This is a genomic window from Achromobacter sp. Marseille-Q4954 (assembly GCF_943737025.1).
Lineage (GTDB): Bacteria > Pseudomonadota > Gammaproteobacteria > Burkholderiales > Burkholderiaceae_B > Achromobacter > Achromobacter bronchisepticus_A.
Map to the genome: position 1 here is coordinate 3491628 of NZ_CALSFQ010000001.1, position 15439 is coordinate 3507066.

The following is a 15439-nucleotide window of genomic DNA, read 5'->3' on the forward strand; positions in this document are numbered from 1 at the left end:
TTTATGTCGCGAAGCCGCGCGCCGCCTTGCGGCGCGCGATTACGGTTGCTGCTTGGATGGGCCGTTGGCGGCCCGGCGGGGATCAGCCTTCCAGCTGCGCCCACATTTCCAGGTCGCGCTTGTCGGTCCAGATGCGCGGGTGGGTGTAGCCGGTGGCCTCGTCATAGGCGCGCGACACGTCGAACGGCATGCAGTGGTCGAAGATCACCCAGTCGCTGTAGCGCGGCTTCATGAAGTCGTAGACCTCGCGGTAGATGGTCTTCAGGTCCTTGCCTTCGGCCACGCCGCGGTTCACCGCGCCGTACAGGTCGGTCAGGAAGGCGCGCGTGCCGGCCAGGCCCTGACGCACTTCAGTGGCGTTCTTCAAGGCGGGGCCGCGTCCCGGCACCATCTTCTCGGCTTCGAAGCTCGACAGCGCGTCCAGCGTGCTGGGCCAGTCGCGGAAGTAGGCGTCGCCGCAGTAGGGGGTGGACTGGTATTCGACCAGGTCGCCGGCGAACAGGATCTTCTGCTCGGGCAGCCAGGCGATGGTGTCGCCCTTGGTGTGGCCGCGACCCACTTGCAGCAGCTTGACTTCCAGGTTGCCCAGGTTGACGGTCATTTCGCCCTTGAACGTCATCGTCGGCCAGACCAGGCCAGGCGGAATCGATTCGGCGTTACGGAACAGGCGGGGGAAACGGCCGATCTCGCTGGCCTTGTCCTGTTCGCCGCGTTCGGCGATCAGGTCGTAGGTGTCGCGGCTGGCCAGGATTTCCTGGGCGTTGTAGGCCGACGCGCCGAACACGCGCACGGCGTGATAGTGCGACAGCAGGATGTACTTGATGGGCTTGTCCGTGACTTCGCGGATGCGGCGGATCACGTCTTGCGCCATGACCGGGGTGGCCTGGGTGTCGACCACCATGACGGCCTCGTCGCCGATGATCACGCCCGTGTTGGGGTCGCCTTCGGCCGTGTAGGCATAGGCGTTGTCGGACAGTTTTTCGAACGAGACGACCTTGTCGTCCAGGTCGGCGTGCGAGGCGAATTGCTTGCTCATGGAGGCTCCTTCCACTTTTATAGGAATAGGGTGTGTGGAAGGAATATAGCCCGGCGTTAGTTTTCGTGCAATACGTTTGCTATAAACAAATGGCCTTGTTTTTACAGGGATTTCCCGCGGATTTCAGCGGTGTCGGTGGTCAATTCCTTTGGCATTTCGGGCAATAGTAGGTGGCACGCTGCCCTTGGACGATGCGCCGTATCGGGGTGGCGCAGACCCGGCAGGGCTGGCCCTCGCGTTCGTAGACGGCGGCGTGGATCTCGAAGTAGGCGCCCGGCTCGCCGGTGGCCCCGACATAGTCGCGCAGCGTGCTGCCGCCCGAGGTCAGGGCATCGGCCAGGGTGGCGCGCACCATCTCGGCCAGGCGTTCGCAGCGGGCCGGCGACAGCTTGTTGGCCGGCGTCTTGGGATTGATGCGGGCGCGGAACAGGCTTTCCGACGCATAGATATTGCCCACGCCCACCACCGCCATGCCGGCAAGCAGCACCTGCTTGATGGCGGCGCCGTGGTTCTTGAAGTGGCGGTGCAGCCAGGCGCCGTCGAAGCGCGGGTCGAAGGGTTCGATGCCCAGCTTGGCCAGCAGGGGATGGGCCTCTATGGGGCCGTCGGATTCGGGGTGCCACAGCACCGCGCCGAAGCGCCGCGGGTCGTGCAGGCGCAGTACCGCTTGCTCGAAGACCCATTCGACATGGTCGTGCTTGCGCAGGAATTCGCCAGGCGCGACGCTGCGCAGCGACCCCGACATGCCCAGATGCACGATCTGGGTGCCGTGTTCGAACCGCAGCAGCAGGTACTTGCCGCGGCGCGCGCATTCCAGCACGGCGCGGCCGGCGACCTGCGCAGGCAGATCCTGCGGGATCGGCCAGCGCATGCGGGATTCATGGATGACCAGCCGCGTCAGCGTCCGGCCGGTGATGACGGCGTCGATTCCCCGACGCGTGGTTTCGACTTCAGGCAGTTCCGGCATGAGCCAGTGTAAGATCATTAATTGCGTGTACGAAGATTGTGCCATCAACCGGACGGGCCGCGTGAAGTCGTCTTTCAAACCTATAAATATCGGGATCGCCGCGCTAGCGCTTGCGCTGGCAGCAATATTGACCCCGCCGGCCCAGGCCGCCGACAGCCGGACGCGCGATGCGACCGGGCCCAGGATGGCGCCCCAGAGCCGCCACCCTGAAACCGAAGTCATCCGGCTGCGCCCCGGGCAGTTGCCCTATGTCTCGCTGACCGCGGACATCTTTTATCGCGTGCTCGCGTCCGAGATCGCCGCGCAGCGCGGTATGTACGGTTCCGCGGCGACCACCATGCTGGGCCTGGCGCGGGATACCGGTGATCCACGCCTGGCCCGCCGCGCCCTGGAATTCCAGTTGGCCGGCGGCAACCTGCCGGGCGCGTTGGACGCGGCCCGGGTCTGGGCGCGCCTGTCTCCCAATGACGTCGAGGCCAGTTCCACCGAGCTGGCGCTGGCCGCGGCCAACGGCCAGACCAAGGGTCTGTCGCAGGCCTTGCGCAACCGCATCGATTCCTCGCGCGACAAGCCGGCCGCCATCGGCCAGGCGCTGGCCGTGCTGAGCCGGTTGAACGACCGCCGCCTGGCCTTGCGCATCCTGGATGAATCGTTGAGCGACAACGTGCGCAAGCTGCCGGCCGCGCACTTGGCGTTGGCGGATGTGGCTTCCGCCTCTGGCGACTACACCCGCGCCGCGCAGGAGTCCCGAGCGGCCCTGGCGGCGGATCCCAAGTCGGAGCCCGCGGCTCTGCGCGTGCTGGAGTACGGCTACAAGGTGGACCCGCAGCGCGCGCAGACCGAGGCGCGCGCCTACATCGCCCGCAACCCCAACTCCCGCAAGGTGCGCCTGATGCTGGCTGGCCAGTTGGCCGACAGCGGCGACTACAACGGCGCGTTGTCTGAATTGCAGGCCATGTCGCGCCGTTCCCCGGAAGATTTCGACCTCCTGTTCATGCAGGCGCAACTGGCCTACAAGGCCGGGCAACTGCCGCAGGCCAAGAACCTGCTGCAGCAGTACCTGGACGTGCAGCAGCAGCGCCAGCGCGCTACCGTGCCGGGCGCGACCGACGCCGGCGCCGCCGCGGCCGATGCCCATGTGCTGCTGGCCCGCATCGCCGAAGACCAGGGGCAATACGACGACGCCATTGCCGAATTGGGCCGCATCGACGATCCGACGCTGCGCTACTCGGTGCGCATGCGCCAGGCTGCCTTGCGCGCCAAGAGCGGCCGCGTGGACGACGCGCTCGCCATGATCGACGCCGCCGGTCCCCAGGACGAGGAAGAGCGCACGCTGGGCGTGCTGACCAAGGCCCAGATCCTGCGCGACGCCGACCGCGTGCAGCAGGCGGTGTCGGTGTTGGAAGCGGCCGATCAGGCGCTCCCCGACACGGTCGAGATCAAATACGAACTGGCCATGCTGTACGAGCGCCAGAATCGCCTGGCCGATCTGGAACGCATGCTGCGGCAGGTCATCGCGCTGGACCCGGATCATGCGCATGCCTATAACGCGCTGGGCTACACCCTGGCCGACCACAACCAGCGCCTGCCCGAGGCCCTGGATCTGATCACGCAAGCGCTGGAGCTTGCGCCCAACGATCCGTTCATCCTCGACAGCATGGGCTGGGTCAAGTACCGCATGGGCGATTCGGCGGCCGCCGCCGACTACCTGCGGCGCGCCTACAGCGTGCGTCCGGAAGCCGACATTGCCGCCCACTTGGCTGAAGTCCTCTGGACCCAGGGCAAGCGCGACCAGGCCGTCGAATTGCTGCGCGCCGCAGTGTCCAAGGATCCCAAGAACAAGACCGTTCAGGACGTCGCCAAGCGCCTGGGGATCAGCCTGTGACCGCAGTGTTTCAACGTGCGCTCGGCGCCGCCGCGCCGCTGCGCTGGTTCTTGATGGCGATGCTGGCGGCGACGCTGGCCGCCTGCACCACGCCCAAGCCGATTGAAGGCGCCAGCGCCGATGCGTTCTCGCGCATCGGCCGCTTCGCCATCACCGTCAACGAGGAAAGCGGCAAGCAGAACGCCGTGCAGGGCGGCTTCTCGTGGTCGGACGATGGCCGCCACTATGTGCTGGACTTGACCAATCCCCTGGGCTCGACCGAGGCGCGGGTGGAAGGACGGCCCGGCGCGGCCAGTCTGACCAAGGCCGACGGCACCCGTCTGGTTGCCGACAACCCCGATGCCCTGGCTGCGGAAGCGCTGGGCAGCAGCATGCCCGTGTCCGGGCTGCGCGACTGGTTGCGCGGTAAGCTGGCCGCCACGCCCGAAGCGACCGAAGTGTCGCGCGATGAACTGGGCCGCCCGGCGGCTTTCGAGCAGGGCGGCTGGCGCGCGCGGCTCTCGCGCTACGACACGCTAGGTCCCCAATTGCTGGTGCTGGAACGCCTGGAGCCGGGCCGGCGCATCATGCTGCGCCTGGTCGTCAATCAGCCTTGAATAGCGGGCCGTCGTGGCCCGGAATCAGCGGTCGCCCGGTAAAATCGGGCGACCGCTTTTTTGTTCGTTCAGCCGTGACTCTCTACGACGTACCCGCTCCCGCCAAGCTCAATCTGTTCCTGCACGTCGTAGGCCGGCGCGCCGACGGTTATCACCTGCTGCAGACCGCCTTCCGCTTTATCGACCTGTGCGACACCTTGCATTTCGATGTGCGCGCCGATGGCGTCATCAGCCGCGCCCAGGAACTGCCGGGCGTGCCGGAAGAACTGGACCTGACCCTGCGCGCCGCGCATGCGCTCAAGCGGGCCACGGGCACGAAGCAGGGCGTGCAGATCGGACTGGAAAAACGCATACCGCAAGGTGGAGGGTTGGGCGGAGGCTCGAGCGATGCCGCCTCGGTGCTGATTGCGCTGAACAGGTTGTGGGGCACCGGGCTGTCGCGGCGCGAACTCATGGCGCTTGCGCTGCCGCTGGGCGCCGATGTACCCGTATTCGTCTTCGGCCAGTCCGCATTTGCCCAGGGCGTCGGCGAAGACCTGACGGCGGTGACGCTGCCGGATTGCGCGTATCTGGTGGCGCAGCCGGACGCCAGCGTGCCCACGCCACAAATATTTTCCGCACCCGATTTGACAAGGGATTCTTCTTCCATCACAATAGCGGTCTTTCTTGCTTCGCCTAATTCCCGCTTCGGCAGGAATGATTTGGAGCCGGTGGTCTACCGTCTTTACCCAGAAGTGCTTGGGGCATCGCGGTGGCTTGCTGAACAGGGAGTCCTTCGTGGAAACCCAGTTCGCATGTCGGGATCTGGTGCGTGTTTATTCGCCGAATTTTCCGAACTCTCCGAAGCCGTTTTGGCAGAAGCAGAAATATCCGCTATAATGCGCGGCGCTGATAAAACATTCAGCCAAACGCATCCACGGTTTCGGTTAGTGCAGGCATGTACTGGGTTAGCTGAACATCCGTTGCGGAATTGGATTGCAAGATAGTTGGGGAGTCGCCAAGCTGGTTAAGGCACCGGATTTTGATTCCGGCATGCGAAGGTTCGAATCCTTCCTCCCCAGCCAACCGAATACATAAAAAAGCTGTTGAACACGCCTGTAAGACACTGGCCCGGGTTCAGCAGCTTTTTTATTTTCCGGGTCCGCTGGTGCATCACCTCGCATCACCTCGTTAGTGTCTTAAAACGACCATCGCATCATCCATCATGGCAAACGATAGCTTCATGATTTTCACGGGCACCGCCAACACTCGGCTGGCCGTGGACGTAGTCAACCACCTCGATATGTCCCTGGGCAAGATGACCGTCGGTCGCTTCTCGGACGGCGAAGTGATGGTCGAGATCAACGAGAATGTGCGCGGCAAGGACGTGTTCGTCCTGCAGCCCACCTGTGCTCCCACCAACGACAACCTGATGGAAATCATGGTGATGGTCGATGCCCTGCGCCGCGCTTCCGCTGGCCGCATCACCGCCGCCATTCCGTATTTCGGCTATGCCCGCCAGGACCGCCGCCCGCGCTCGGCGCGCGTGGCCATCTCGGCGAAGGTCGTGGCCAACATGCTGCAAGTGGCTGGCGTCGACCGCGTCCTGACGATGGACCTGCACGCTGACCAGATCCAGGGTTTCTTCGATATCCCCGTGGACAACATCTACGCGGGTCCGATCCTGCTGGGCGACATCTGGCGCCGCAATTTCTCGAACCTGGTCGTCGTGTCCCCGGACATCGGCGGCGTGGTGCGGGCCCGCGCGCTGGCCAAGCAGCTGGAAGCCGATCTGGCCATCATCGACAAGCGCCGTCCGCGCGCCAACGTGTCGGAAGTGATGAACATCATCGGTGAAGTCGACGGCCGCACCTGCATCATCATGGACGACATGGTCGACACCGCCGGCACGCTGTGCAAGGCGGCGCAGGCCCTGAAGGACCGCGGCGCCGGCGCCGTTTACGCCTATTGCACGCACCCCGTGCTGTCGGGCGGCGCCATCGACCGCATCGAAGCGTCGGAACTGGACGAACTGGTCGTCACCGACACCATTCCGCTCTCCGAGCAAGGCCAGGCCAGCGGCAAGATCCGCCAACTGTCGTGCGCCGCGCTGCTGGGCGAGACCATCCTGCGTATCTCGAACGCGGAATCGGTCAGCTCGCTGTTCGTCGATTAAGACGCGGCGTCCCCTCGGACGGGTAGTCCGGATACAGAGTTTTGCGCCTTGCTGGTCGCGGCAAGGGGCAACCAACACGGCGCGCATTTCGCGTGCCGTGCATTAATCGGCGAAGCCTCTTCGCCATTTATTGTTTTTGGAGTTTTCCATGAAATTCAATGCCACTGCGCGTAGCGTCCAGGGTTCGAGTGCGAGCCGCCGCCTGCGCCGCGCGGGCCGCGTTCCCGCCATCGTTTATGGCGGTACGGCTGCCCCCCTGAACATCGAACTCGACCACAACGAGATCTACCACGCCCTGCGCAAGGAAGAATTCCACGCGTCGATCCTGCAAATGGCGCTGGAAGGCGCAGCCAAGGAAGAGCAAGTCCTGCTGCGTTCGGTTCAATGGCACGCCTACAAGCCGCAAGTCCTGCACGTGGACTTCCAGCGCGTGGACGCCAACCAGGCCCTGCACACCAAGGTCCCGTTCCACTTCATCAACGCTGAAGTCTCGCCGGCCGTGAAGCTGGGCGGCGCCATCATCAGCCACGTCCTGACCGAACTGGAAATCACCTGCCTGCCGGCAGCGCTGCCCCAGTTCATCGAAGTGGACCTGAAGGATCTGCTGCCTGGCGCTTCGGTCCACCTGGCCGACATCAAGCTGCCCAAGGGCGTGACGTACGTGCCCCACGGCGGTGACGCCAACCCGCTGCTGGCCGCCACGGCCGTGGTCAAGGGCGGCGCTGCCGCCGACGAAGGCGCTGCCGAAGCTCCGGCCGCCTAAGTTCCGCCGGAAAGCCCGCGGGCTTTCCCCGGCTGGTACCCGAAACCCTGCGTGTGCATTTGCATGCGCAGGGTTTTTTGGTTTAAACACCCCCATCATGTCTACTCCTATACGCCTCATCGTCGGCCTGGGTAATCCCGGCCCCGACTACGAAACGACCCGGCATAACGCCGGCTTCTGGCTGGCCGACCATCTGGCGGACGACTTGCGCGCTTCTTTTGCGCTGGAGAAGTCCTTTTTCGGCATGGTGGCCAAGTCCCGCCTGGGCGCCGACAACGTGCTGCTGTTAAAGCCCAATACCTACATGAATCGTTCCGGCCAGGCGGTCGGCGCGTTGGCCCGCTTCTATAAGCTTGTGCCTGAGCAGGTGCTGGTGCTGCACGACGAACTGGACTTGATGCCGGGGCAGGTGAAATTGAAACAGGGCGGCGGCCACGCTGGCCACAATGGCTTGAAGGACATCCAGGCGGCCTTGGGCAGCCCCAACTTCTGGCGCCTGCGCATCGGCATCGGCCATCCCCGCACGCTGGGCCTGGCCCAGCAGGTGGCGGACTTCGTGCTGCATCCCCCGCGCCGCGAGGAACAGAAAGAGATCGAAGCGGTCATCGACCGGTGCCGCGCCGTGGTGCCAGCCATGCTGGCTGGCGATTTCCCGCTGGCGACACGCCAACTCCATAGCGGCAACGAGGCCTGATGACGGACCAGCGGCAATCGGCTTCAGTGTCTGGCGGAAAGCTGCGCTTTCGCAGCGAAGTCGCGGATTTCTGGCGCTTCATCCGCCATCCGCATCCGGCTTCGCGCCTGCCGGGGCGTGCTGCCGCGAGCGGCCTCGTGGCCGACTGGTGGCCGGGCATGGGGCCGGGTCGACTGCTGGCCTGGGCCGCGCTGCTGTGGGCCGTGAACCTGTTTGCATTGGGGCCTGTAGCCGTGGCTGCGGCCGGGCTGGGCGGCGTCACGCACCGGCTCGATCCCGCCAACATCCCCTGGCTGACCGCGGTGATCTGGGCGCCGTTGGTCGAAGAAATGTTGTTCCGTTATGGTCTGCGCCGCCCCAAGCAGACACTGTGGCTGATTCCGGCGATGGTGCCCGTGGTGCTATGGGGCCCCAAGGTCTGGACCGCTCTGCTGCTGGCCGCATTTGTCATCCTGGCATGCTGGGGCGCGCGTCAGCGCGCCGAACCGCTGCAAGGCTGGGATACGACCTGGCGGCGCTACTACTTGAAGCACTACGGCCTGGTGTTCCACCTGGTCGCGCTGACCTTCGCGGCGGTGCACCTGACCAACTTCGTCTACAGCAAGACGCCTTACTGGCTGTTGCCCCTGCTGGTGCTGCCACAGTGGCTCACGGGCCTCGTGCTGGGCTGGATGCGCGTGCGCCGCGGCATCGGCGCAGCCATATTGCTGCATTCCGCTTTCAATGCCGGCCCCATTTTGATGATCTGGATCATCATGCGCTGGGTTCCCGCCGCCGCAGCCTAACCGGGGCCGCAACGGCGGCCCGGCCGGCGGGGCTTGAGCGCCCAGCCGGGGTAAACTAGAACGTTAACGATCAATACCGTACTTACACAGGATTCCCATGGCTCTGCAATGCGGCATCGTCGGCCTGCCCAACGTAGGCAAATCGACCCTCTTCAACGCTCTGACCCGCGCCGGCATCGCCGCCGAAAACTATCCGTTCTGCACCATCGAACCCAACGTCGGTGTGGTCGAAGTGCCGGATCAGCGTCTGCAGAAGCTGGCTGAAATCGTCAAACCCGAACGCATCCTGTCCGCCACCGTCGAATTCGTCGACATCGCTGGCCTGGTGGCCGGCGCGAGCAAGGGCGAGGGCCTGGGCAACCAGTTCCTCTCGCACATCCGCGAAACCGACGCCATCGTCAACGTGGTGCGCTGCTTCGAAGATCCCAACGTGATCCACGTGGCCGGCAAGGTCGATCCCATCGCCGACATCGAAGTCATCGAAACCGAACTGGCCCTGGCCGACCTGCAGACCGCCGAAAAGGCGCTGCAACGCCACCAGAAGACGGCGCGTTCGGGCGACAAGGAATCGCAGCGCATCGTGGCCGTGCTGGAAAAGTGCGTGGCCCAGCTGAACGAAGCCAAGCCGATCCGCGCGCTGGACCTGTCCACCGAGGAAAAGGCCGACATCGCCCAGCTCTGCTTCATCACCGCCAAGCGCGCGATGTACGTGGGCAACGTGGCCGACGACGGCTTCACCAACAATCCGCTGCTCGACCGCCTGACCGAATTCGCCGCCGCGCGCAATGCGCCGGTGGTCGCCATCTGCGCCGCCATCGAATCCGAAATCGTCGACCTCGACGACGCCGACCGCCAGGCCTTCCTGTCGGATATGGGCATGGAAGAGCCCGGCCTGAACCGCCTGATCCGCGCCGCCTTCAAGCTGCTGGGCCTGCAGACCTACTTCACCGCCGGCGTGAAGGAAGTGCGCGCCTGGACCGTGCCGATCGGCGCCACCGCGCCCCAGGCCGCCGGCGTCATCCACACCGACTTCGAACGCGGCTTCATCCGTGCCCAGACCATTTCCTACGACGACTACATCACTTACAAGGGTGAGCAGGGCGCCAAGGAAGCGGGCAAGATGCGCGCGGAAGGCAAGGAATACATCGTGCAGGATGGGGACGTAATGAACTTCTTGTTCAACGTCTGACCCAAGCAAGCCATTTCTCAGGATTTCACATCATTACTTTGAAGCCCTGATACAGCGACATAGCCCCGGAAAATCCGGGGTTTTTCGTTTCTATAGATTGCATTTCGTTGCCCGGCCTTACCCGCGCAAAGTGACTACGCTGGTGTATATGCGGGTTGGACGAGGCAGCGAAAGGTGTATATGATCACCCCATCGTTCCTCTTCGCCGATCCCGTGACACCGTGCTTACAGATGCCCACTGCCGTGCTGCCAAACCGAAGGAGCAGCTTTACCGCCTGAATGACCTTCGGGGCCTCTACCTCGAAGTGAAGCCCAATGGGGTGAGGGCTTGGCGTTACCGCTTCAAGCTAGCGGGCAAGGGGTCATGGTTCGCACTCGGCGACTACCCCGCCGTCAGCCTTGCCGAAGCCCGTGACAGGTGCGAGGAGGCGCGGAAGCTGGTCAAGCAGGGCATCAATCCCGTTCAGAACCGGCAGCTTGAGCGCCTTAAGCGCGAACAGGATTCCGCCAACACCTTCGAGGCTGTCGCCAAGGAATGGCTGGCCCTGCGGGACTGGGAGGACATCACCAAGAAACGCCGTCTGGACATGCTGGAGCGGGTGGTCTTCCCCAGCATTGGCAAACTCCCGGTGCGCGACATCACCCCTGCGCACGTTCTCGACATCCTTACCAAGACCGTGAAACGCGGTGCGCCGACTGTCGCAGCCGAAGCCAAGCGCACCATGTCCAGTGTCTTTGAACTCGCAGTTGCCACCCTGCGAGCAGACAACGACCCTGTCTGGCCCGTTCGCAAGGCGTTGCCCGCCAACAAAACACAGCACAAGACGGCCCTTACCAGCGTGCAGGTCGGCAAGCTGCTTAATGACTTCGACAACCACCGCTGCGGCTATCAGGTCAATTTCTGCATACAGTTGATGTGGTGGACACTGGCGCGCCCGAGCGAGGCGGCAGAAGCGGAATGGGCTGAGTTTGATCTGGATGCTGCGCTTTGGACGATCCCTGCCCGGCGCATGAAAGCCCGCCGCGAGCATGTTGTGCCGCTGCCGTCGCAGGCAGTGGAAATGCTGCGCCGCCTGCACGCCATCAGCGGCGACCGGACGCACCTCTTCCCCGGCAGGGATGACCGCAACAGGCCGATGTCGGTGCATTCGATCCGGCAGGCGCTCAAGGTGCTGGGCTGGAGCGGCACCTACAGTCCGCACGGCACCAGAACCACCGGCAGCACCCGGCTGAATGAGATGGGCTGCCGCCCCGATGCCATTGAAGCGCAGCTTGCCCATGCGGAACCCAACTCGGTACGCCGCACCTATAACCATGCCACCTACCTCGAAGAGCGGCGGGGAATGATGCAGGCATGGGCGGACAAGCTCGAACTCTGGAAGCAGGAGGCGCTCAATGGCAAAGGCTGACGAGCGGCGTCGGTTCCGCTTCGCACTGGTGAAAAGCATCCTGCGCTGTGAGTCGGTCAGGAGGCTGCCCCATGACCACAAAAAGCTGCTTTTCCGGTGGCTGGCAAATGGCTGGAGCATCACCGATACCCCGCCTGATACATCGCGTATCCGGGCGCTTGAAAAGGCTGCGTCCGATGCGCGTCGGCTGCGTGCTGCGCTTGGCCGTCTCGATGCGAAGGACGCCGCCAGCCTGGACTTCAACTACAGCCAGACCATCCCGCTCTCAACCCGTCTGTACGCCCTGGAGGAACTGGCCAATGATGCCGATGCGCTGGCACGCGTCATCAAGGGCGAACAGGCGGACATCGTGCGGCTGCGGAAACGGCGGACGGCGAAAAGCATTGCCAACACGCTTTCCATGTTCGGAATCCCGTTCAGCACGCGCAATGACTGGGATGTGGATGAGCGCAATGTGACGACTGCCATGCGCTGCGTGATGTTCGCCATGCTGGAAGCCGATGCGAAGAAGCTGCATTGGGGTACAGCCGCCGCCATCGTCAAGCTGGGCTTTCAGATGCTGACCGATCCTGACGAAGAGAAGGTGGTGTTTTCAGAGGGGAAAATACAAGTTACGGCGGGGGATGCTGAGGACTTCCGGCTTTTCCTGCGTGAAATGCCTGAGGTTAACGGCATCAAGCTGGTGGAGTAGCAGAAAGGCTTCTCTCAAGCCTCTCGCCAGGGCTATCATCTACAAAATCAGCATACAGAGAAGCGCAATTTCGATGCATATACGTGTGCAGACTTACCGCGATAAGAGCGGAAACACACGACTGGGAAAATCAATTTCCTTGCTACGCTACGCCTATGACCGTGTGAAAAAACGTTCAGGGCAAGTTGTGCTGGGAACGGTTGATTACTGGGCAAAGGCGTTGCCTTCGGAACTGGAAAGCATCCTGACCGATGCCGAGCGTGAAGAGTTCACGGAATGGATGACCGAGAGAGACCGGCAGCTTGGTGAGTACAAGCAAAAAAATCACCTGCTGCACGCTGCAGAGCACATGGGATGGGCGGCGAAAGCACTGGCTGCTGGAGTGGAACCAGTCCGACCCGAGCGGATTTGGGATGCGCTGGATGTGCTGGCGAAGGCTCTGGAGAAGGCAGGACACCCAAGACCAAGCCGAGCACGAGGGCGTCCGTCGAAGAGCGAAACGCCGACACCGGATGATCTTGTCGCCAACCCCTACGATGATCCGATGCTGGCTGGCGAGCAGGAAGAGATGTATGAGCGGATGGCGGCGCTGCCAAAATTCAATGGCTAGAACTCGTACTTCTCCTTTCTTTGGATAAAGGCGTCACGTCCGCCTTCCAAGATGCTGGCCACCTGATCTCGAATTACAGGAACGTCAATCGAGCCTTGTGCTTCCAGCCCGAGACACCCTTGGTTCTCAGCGGCCGTGAACACGCCAATCCACTCGGCATCACCGAACACCGGGATGTTCGCGTTGTGTGTCGCGAACAAGAACTGCCGACTGGTCTTTGCCTCCCTCAACTCGGCGACGATCCGATCTGCGATGAAGGCGTTGTCAAGGTTGTCCTCCGGCTGATCCATCAGAAGGGGATCAACGTTCTCAAGCAGCAGCATGTGCAGGATTGCCGTGCACTGCTGGCCCGTAGAGAGCTTGTTGAGCGGACGGAAAACCGGATCGGCTTGGCCGTGAGCGACATTCAAAAAGATGTCCACGCGATGCTCCAGCTCCAAAGCCTCCAACTCCATGAGCTGAGACGACTGGAGCTTGGTGAGTGCGTCGGCCACCATCTGCGTGACGCCCCAATCGAGTTGCACGTCGGCAGACCCTTTCTGAATCGACTGGGCCAGCGACAGCGGGCTGATCGTCTCAGCATCCTCAATGAACGCAAGCCGCTTTTCACCAACACCGTCCAGCTTGCAACCAAGCAGGAACGTCACCAATGGCGTGCGGTCAGCCTCCGGCACGATTTCCACCTTGAGCTTGCCTTCAAGCCGCCTGTTCAGCTTCTTCGCGGCCTTCTGCAACGCTTGTATGCGCTGCCCACGTAAATCGGACAACTCGCCCAATAAGTTGCGTCGCTCCTGACGCAAGGTATCGCGCTGGGACTCATAGGTGGTCAACCGCGATTTCATCGGCTTGATACGCTCGATCTCCCCCATCAACTTCTGATAGGCAACGCCGACCTCCTGCCCGCTTTTTCCAGCAGTGGCGGGCAGCGTCCGCAGCGCCTTCTCCAACTCGGCCTCATGCTCCTGAATCGCCTGCTGCCATGCGCCATGCTGGGTGGTGAACTGTCCTGCCCCTTCATCGAGCAAGGCCTGCATGGCGGTCAGATGGCCGGTGAAGCCCTGCTTGAGTCCATCCAGCGTCGTGCGGATAGCAAGCAACTGGGCAGCGTCAGGCAATCCTTCAAGGGCCTCATCGTTGATGAAGGCGAGATCGGGCAAGCCATCGCGCAGGTCTGCAAGCATGTCGCGAAAGCTCTGCACGCCATCAGCAGCGGTCTTGGCTATCTCTCGCTCGCGTGCGAGCAATGAGGTCTTGGCCAGCTTCTCCTTGATCCCCAGCTCATCAAAACCGCGAAGCTGCTCTTCCAGCTTGGGCAAGCGCTCAACCTGCGCATTCAGATCATCAAGATCGGCCAGGGACTTCGTGAGCTTCTGCTGGTTGTCCTTCAAGCGCCTATGCACGTCGGCGCTCTTCGCCTCGTACTCCCCGTCTTGAGGAAGAAAGCGATCCAGCAACTGCACCCGGCTGGTTTCATCTTGGGCCAGCTCGTAAATCTCGTTCTGCCCATAAATGTCGATGCCCGGCAGCAAGTCGCGCGGGAGCAGAGTGGAGACATTGCCATCCTTGTCACGCACCATCGGCGGCTCGCCATGACGGCGCGAGATGGTGTACTGCTTGCCGTTCTGGGCAGAGGACACTACTGTCAGCTCGACCCGACCGGCCGAGCGACCAAGGTTCTCCTTGATGATCTCTTGGTGGAGCTTCTGTGCCTGTTTGCCTTTGGGTGGCAAGTCCAAGGCGAAGCGCAGGCATTCGAGCAAGGTTGACTTACCCGTTCCACGACCGCCGATCACCGTATTGAGATGGTCGGAAAAATCCACCCGGACGCCATCAAGGTAGCCACCGGCCACCGTCATGCGTACCACCTTGCCAATCGGGCTTTGGGCCTGCTGAGAGTTAAGGCGGATTCGCGATCCCGGATCGAGGAAGGCAACCTTAAACGCCGCGAAGTTGGGCCGCGTCATCTTGATAAGGCAAGTGGCACCGGGTTGTTCCAAGTCCTCCGGCTTTGCAACATCCTTGGCATTGATGACAGCTACGGGCCTCTCGCGCCGGTAGGCATCATCCTTGTTCAGCAGCACCCTGCGGTAGAAGTCACTTTCCACCCCCGCCAAGTCATCTATCGGCCCCGGAATCTGGGCTGCGCGGAGCTTGTGGAGCTTCCACACATGGTTGAGCCGGTTTTTTAGAAGGCCACTGTCCGACGTACAGTGCGCAGCGTAGATGAAGCCTCCGAGTTGATCGACCTTCTCGATCAACTGCTCGGAACTCAATCGAGATGGGCGAACACCGTCTGTTGGGTCAAGAAGGTCGAGATTTCCAAGGTAGCGTTCGAGCTGCTGTCCCGTGGTTTCCTCGGAAAACAGGCAGACGTAATGGGTCTTGTCGTTCGAGGCGATCTCGAAGCCGGGAAACACCACGATCCCATGCGGCTGTAGCACCTGACGCAAAGCATCAACACTGGCCACGCTGCCGTGGTCGGCCAAACCAACAACCTTGATACCCAGCTCAAGGCACTTTTGAAGCAGGGCCTGATTGTAGCCGCCCTCATCCAGACCGTGATCGGCTCCCCTGTAGGCACCGTTGTAGCCAACAGGATTGACCTGTAGCGCGCATCGCCAAAATCTCGCGTAAGTGTATTGATCGCTCATATTCCTCC

14 protein-coding genes and 1 tRNA gene are annotated in these 15439 nt (G+C 62.6%); 12 read left to right on the forward strand and 3 right to left on the reverse strand.

Annotated elements, in window-relative coordinates; genetic code table 11:
- Positions 1 to 82: 82 nt before the first annotated feature.
- Both NGK62_RS16270 and mutM read right to left on the reverse strand, forming a co-directional pair.
- Positions 83 to 1036: an MBL fold metallo-hydrolase gene (locus NGK62_RS16270; RefSeq protein WP_059371348.1), complete on the reverse strand. Its 954-nt coding sequence runs from the start codon at positions 1034 to 1036 to the stop codon at positions 83 to 85.
- A 139-nt stretch (positions 1037 to 1175) separates the two neighbouring features.
- Positions 1176 to 2003 (reverse strand): bifunctional DNA-formamidopyrimidine glycosylase/DNA-(apurinic or apyrimidinic site) lyase, encoded by an 828-nt coding sequence (gene mutM / locus NGK62_RS16275; RefSeq protein WP_059371349.1) that lies wholly within the window; start codon positions 2001 to 2003, stop codon positions 1176 to 1178.
- On the opposite strand from mutM, the gene NGK62_RS16280 reads away from it, so the two are divergent.
- The 12 genes from NGK62_RS16280 to NGK62_RS16335 all read left to right on the forward strand — a co-directional run bounded on the left by NGK62_RS16280 (position 2002) and on the right by NGK62_RS16335 (position 12780).
- Positions 2002 to 3888 carry a tetratricopeptide repeat protein gene (locus NGK62_RS16280; protein ID WP_059371350.1) on the forward strand — a complete coding sequence of 629 codons (1887 nt, stop codon included), beginning with the start codon at positions 2002 to 2004 and terminating at the stop codon, positions 3886 to 3888. The two genes, mutM and NGK62_RS16280, sit on opposite strands and share 2 nt — an antisense overlap.
- A 53-nt stretch (positions 3889 to 3941) precedes the next feature.
- Positions 3942 to 4484, forward strand: a complete 543-nt coding sequence (gene lolB, locus NGK62_RS16285; RefSeq protein WP_059371488.1) for a lipoprotein insertase outer membrane protein LolB — start codon at positions 3942 to 3944, stop codon at positions 4482 to 4484.
- A gap of 74 nt (positions 4485 to 4558) precedes the next feature.
- Positions 4559 to 5470 (forward strand): 4-(cytidine 5'-diphospho)-2-C-methyl-D-erythritol kinase, encoded by a 912-nt coding sequence (gene ispE, locus NGK62_RS16290; protein ID WP_251879193.1) that lies wholly within the window; start codon positions 4559 to 4561, stop codon positions 5468 to 5470.
- A 1-nt stretch (position 5471) separates the two neighbouring features.
- Positions 5472 to 5548, forward strand: a tRNA-Gln gene (locus tag NGK62_RS16295).
- A gap of 140 nt (positions 5549 to 5688) precedes the next feature.
- A complete protein-coding gene (locus NGK62_RS16300; protein WP_006227587.1) occupies positions 5689 to 6639 on the forward strand; it encodes a ribose-phosphate pyrophosphokinase in 951 nt (316 codons plus the stop codon).
- A 148-nt stretch (positions 6640 to 6787) separates the two neighbouring features.
- Positions 6788 to 7402, forward strand: coding sequence for a 50S ribosomal protein L25/general stress protein Ctc (locus tag NGK62_RS16305; protein ID WP_042797362.1), 615 nt, complete (start codon positions 6788 to 6790; stop codon positions 7400 to 7402).
- A 97-nt stretch (positions 7403 to 7499) separates the two neighbouring features.
- Positions 7500 to 8096, forward strand: a complete 597-nt coding sequence (pth, locus tag NGK62_RS16310; protein ID WP_054451950.1) for an aminoacyl-tRNA hydrolase — start codon at positions 7500 to 7502, stop codon at positions 8094 to 8096.
- The gene (locus NGK62_RS16315) at positions 8096 to 8881 is read left to right on the forward strand and encodes a CPBP family glutamic-type intramembrane protease (protein WP_118931362.1); all 786 of its coding nucleotides are present in this window, start codon (positions 8096 to 8098) and stop codon (positions 8879 to 8881) included. The genes pth and NGK62_RS16315 overlap by 1 nt, the downstream gene beginning before the upstream one ends.
- 97 nt (positions 8882 to 8978) lie before the next feature.
- Positions 8979 to 10070, forward strand: coding sequence for a redox-regulated ATPase YchF (gene ychF / locus NGK62_RS16320; RefSeq protein ID WP_054451948.1), 1092 nt, complete (start codon positions 8979 to 8981; stop codon positions 10068 to 10070).
- A 221-nt stretch (positions 10071 to 10291) separates the two neighbouring features.
- The gene (locus NGK62_RS16325; protein ID WP_033943671.1) at positions 10292 to 11479 is read left to right on the forward strand and encodes a tyrosine-type recombinase/integrase; all 1188 of its coding nucleotides are present in this window, start codon (positions 10292 to 10294) and stop codon (positions 11477 to 11479) included.
- The gene (locus NGK62_RS16330) at positions 11466 to 12170 is read left to right on the forward strand and encodes a hypothetical protein (RefSeq protein ID WP_251879195.1); all 705 of its coding nucleotides are present in this window, start codon (positions 11466 to 11468) and stop codon (positions 12168 to 12170) included. Before NGK62_RS16325 ends, NGK62_RS16330 begins: the two co-directional genes overlap by 14 nt.
- 73 nt (positions 12171 to 12243) lie before the next feature.
- Complete coding sequence (locus NGK62_RS16335) at positions 12244 to 12780, forward strand: hypothetical protein (RefSeq protein ID WP_033943675.1); 537 nt, start codon at positions 12244 to 12246, stop codon at positions 12778 to 12780.
- On the opposite strand, the gene NGK62_RS16340 is transcribed toward NGK62_RS16335, so the two are convergent.
- A complete protein-coding gene (locus NGK62_RS16340) occupies positions 12777 to 15431 on the reverse strand; it encodes a TrlF family AAA-like ATPase (RefSeq protein ID WP_033943677.1) in 2655 nt (884 codons plus the stop codon). The two genes, NGK62_RS16335 and NGK62_RS16340, sit on opposite strands and share 4 nt — an antisense overlap.
- Positions 15432 to 15439: the final 8 nt, after the last annotated feature.

Excerpts from the sequence above, each read along its gene's own strand:
- NGK62_RS16270 (WP_059371348.1), bottom strand. The coding sequence starts at position 1,036 with ATGAGCAAGCAATTCGCCTCGCACGCCGACCTGGACGACAAGGTCGTC.
- NGK62_RS16280 (WP_059371350.1), top strand. The coding sequence starts at position 2,002 with ATGAGCCAGTGTAAGATCATTAATTGCGTGTACGAAGATTGTGCCATC.
- mutM (WP_059371349.1), bottom strand. The coding sequence starts at position 2,003 with ATGCCGGAACTGCCTGAAGTCGAAACCACGCGTCGGGGAATCGACGCC.
- lolB (WP_059371488.1), top strand. The coding sequence starts at position 3,942 with ATGGCGATGCTGGCGGCGACGCTGGCCGCCTGCACCACGCCCAAGCCG.
- NGK62_RS16300 (WP_006227587.1), top strand. The coding sequence starts at position 5,689 with ATGGCAAACGATAGCTTCATGATTTTCACGGGCACCGCCAACACTCGG.
- NGK62_RS16305 (WP_042797362.1), top strand. The coding sequence starts at position 6,788 with ATGAAATTCAATGCCACTGCGCGTAGCGTCCAGGGTTCGAGTGCGAGC.
- pth (WP_054451950.1), top strand. The coding sequence starts at position 7,500 with ATGTCTACTCCTATACGCCTCATCGTCGGCCTGGGTAATCCCGGCCCC.
- NGK62_RS16315 (WP_118931362.1), top strand. The coding sequence starts at position 8,096 with ATGACGGACCAGCGGCAATCGGCTTCAGTGTCTGGCGGAAAGCTGCGC.
- ychF (WP_054451948.1), top strand. The coding sequence starts at position 8,979 with ATGGCTCTGCAATGCGGCATCGTCGGCCTGCCCAACGTAGGCAAATCG.
- NGK62_RS16330 (WP_251879195.1), top strand. The coding sequence starts at position 11,466 with ATGGCAAAGGCTGACGAGCGGCGTCGGTTCCGCTTCGCACTGGTGAAA.
- NGK62_RS16335 (WP_033943675.1), top strand. The coding sequence starts at position 12,244 with ATGCATATACGTGTGCAGACTTACCGCGATAAGAGCGGAAACACACGA.
- NGK62_RS16340 (WP_033943677.1), bottom strand. The coding sequence starts at position 15,431 with ATGAGCGATCAATACACTTACGCGAGATTTTGGCGATGCGCGCTACAG.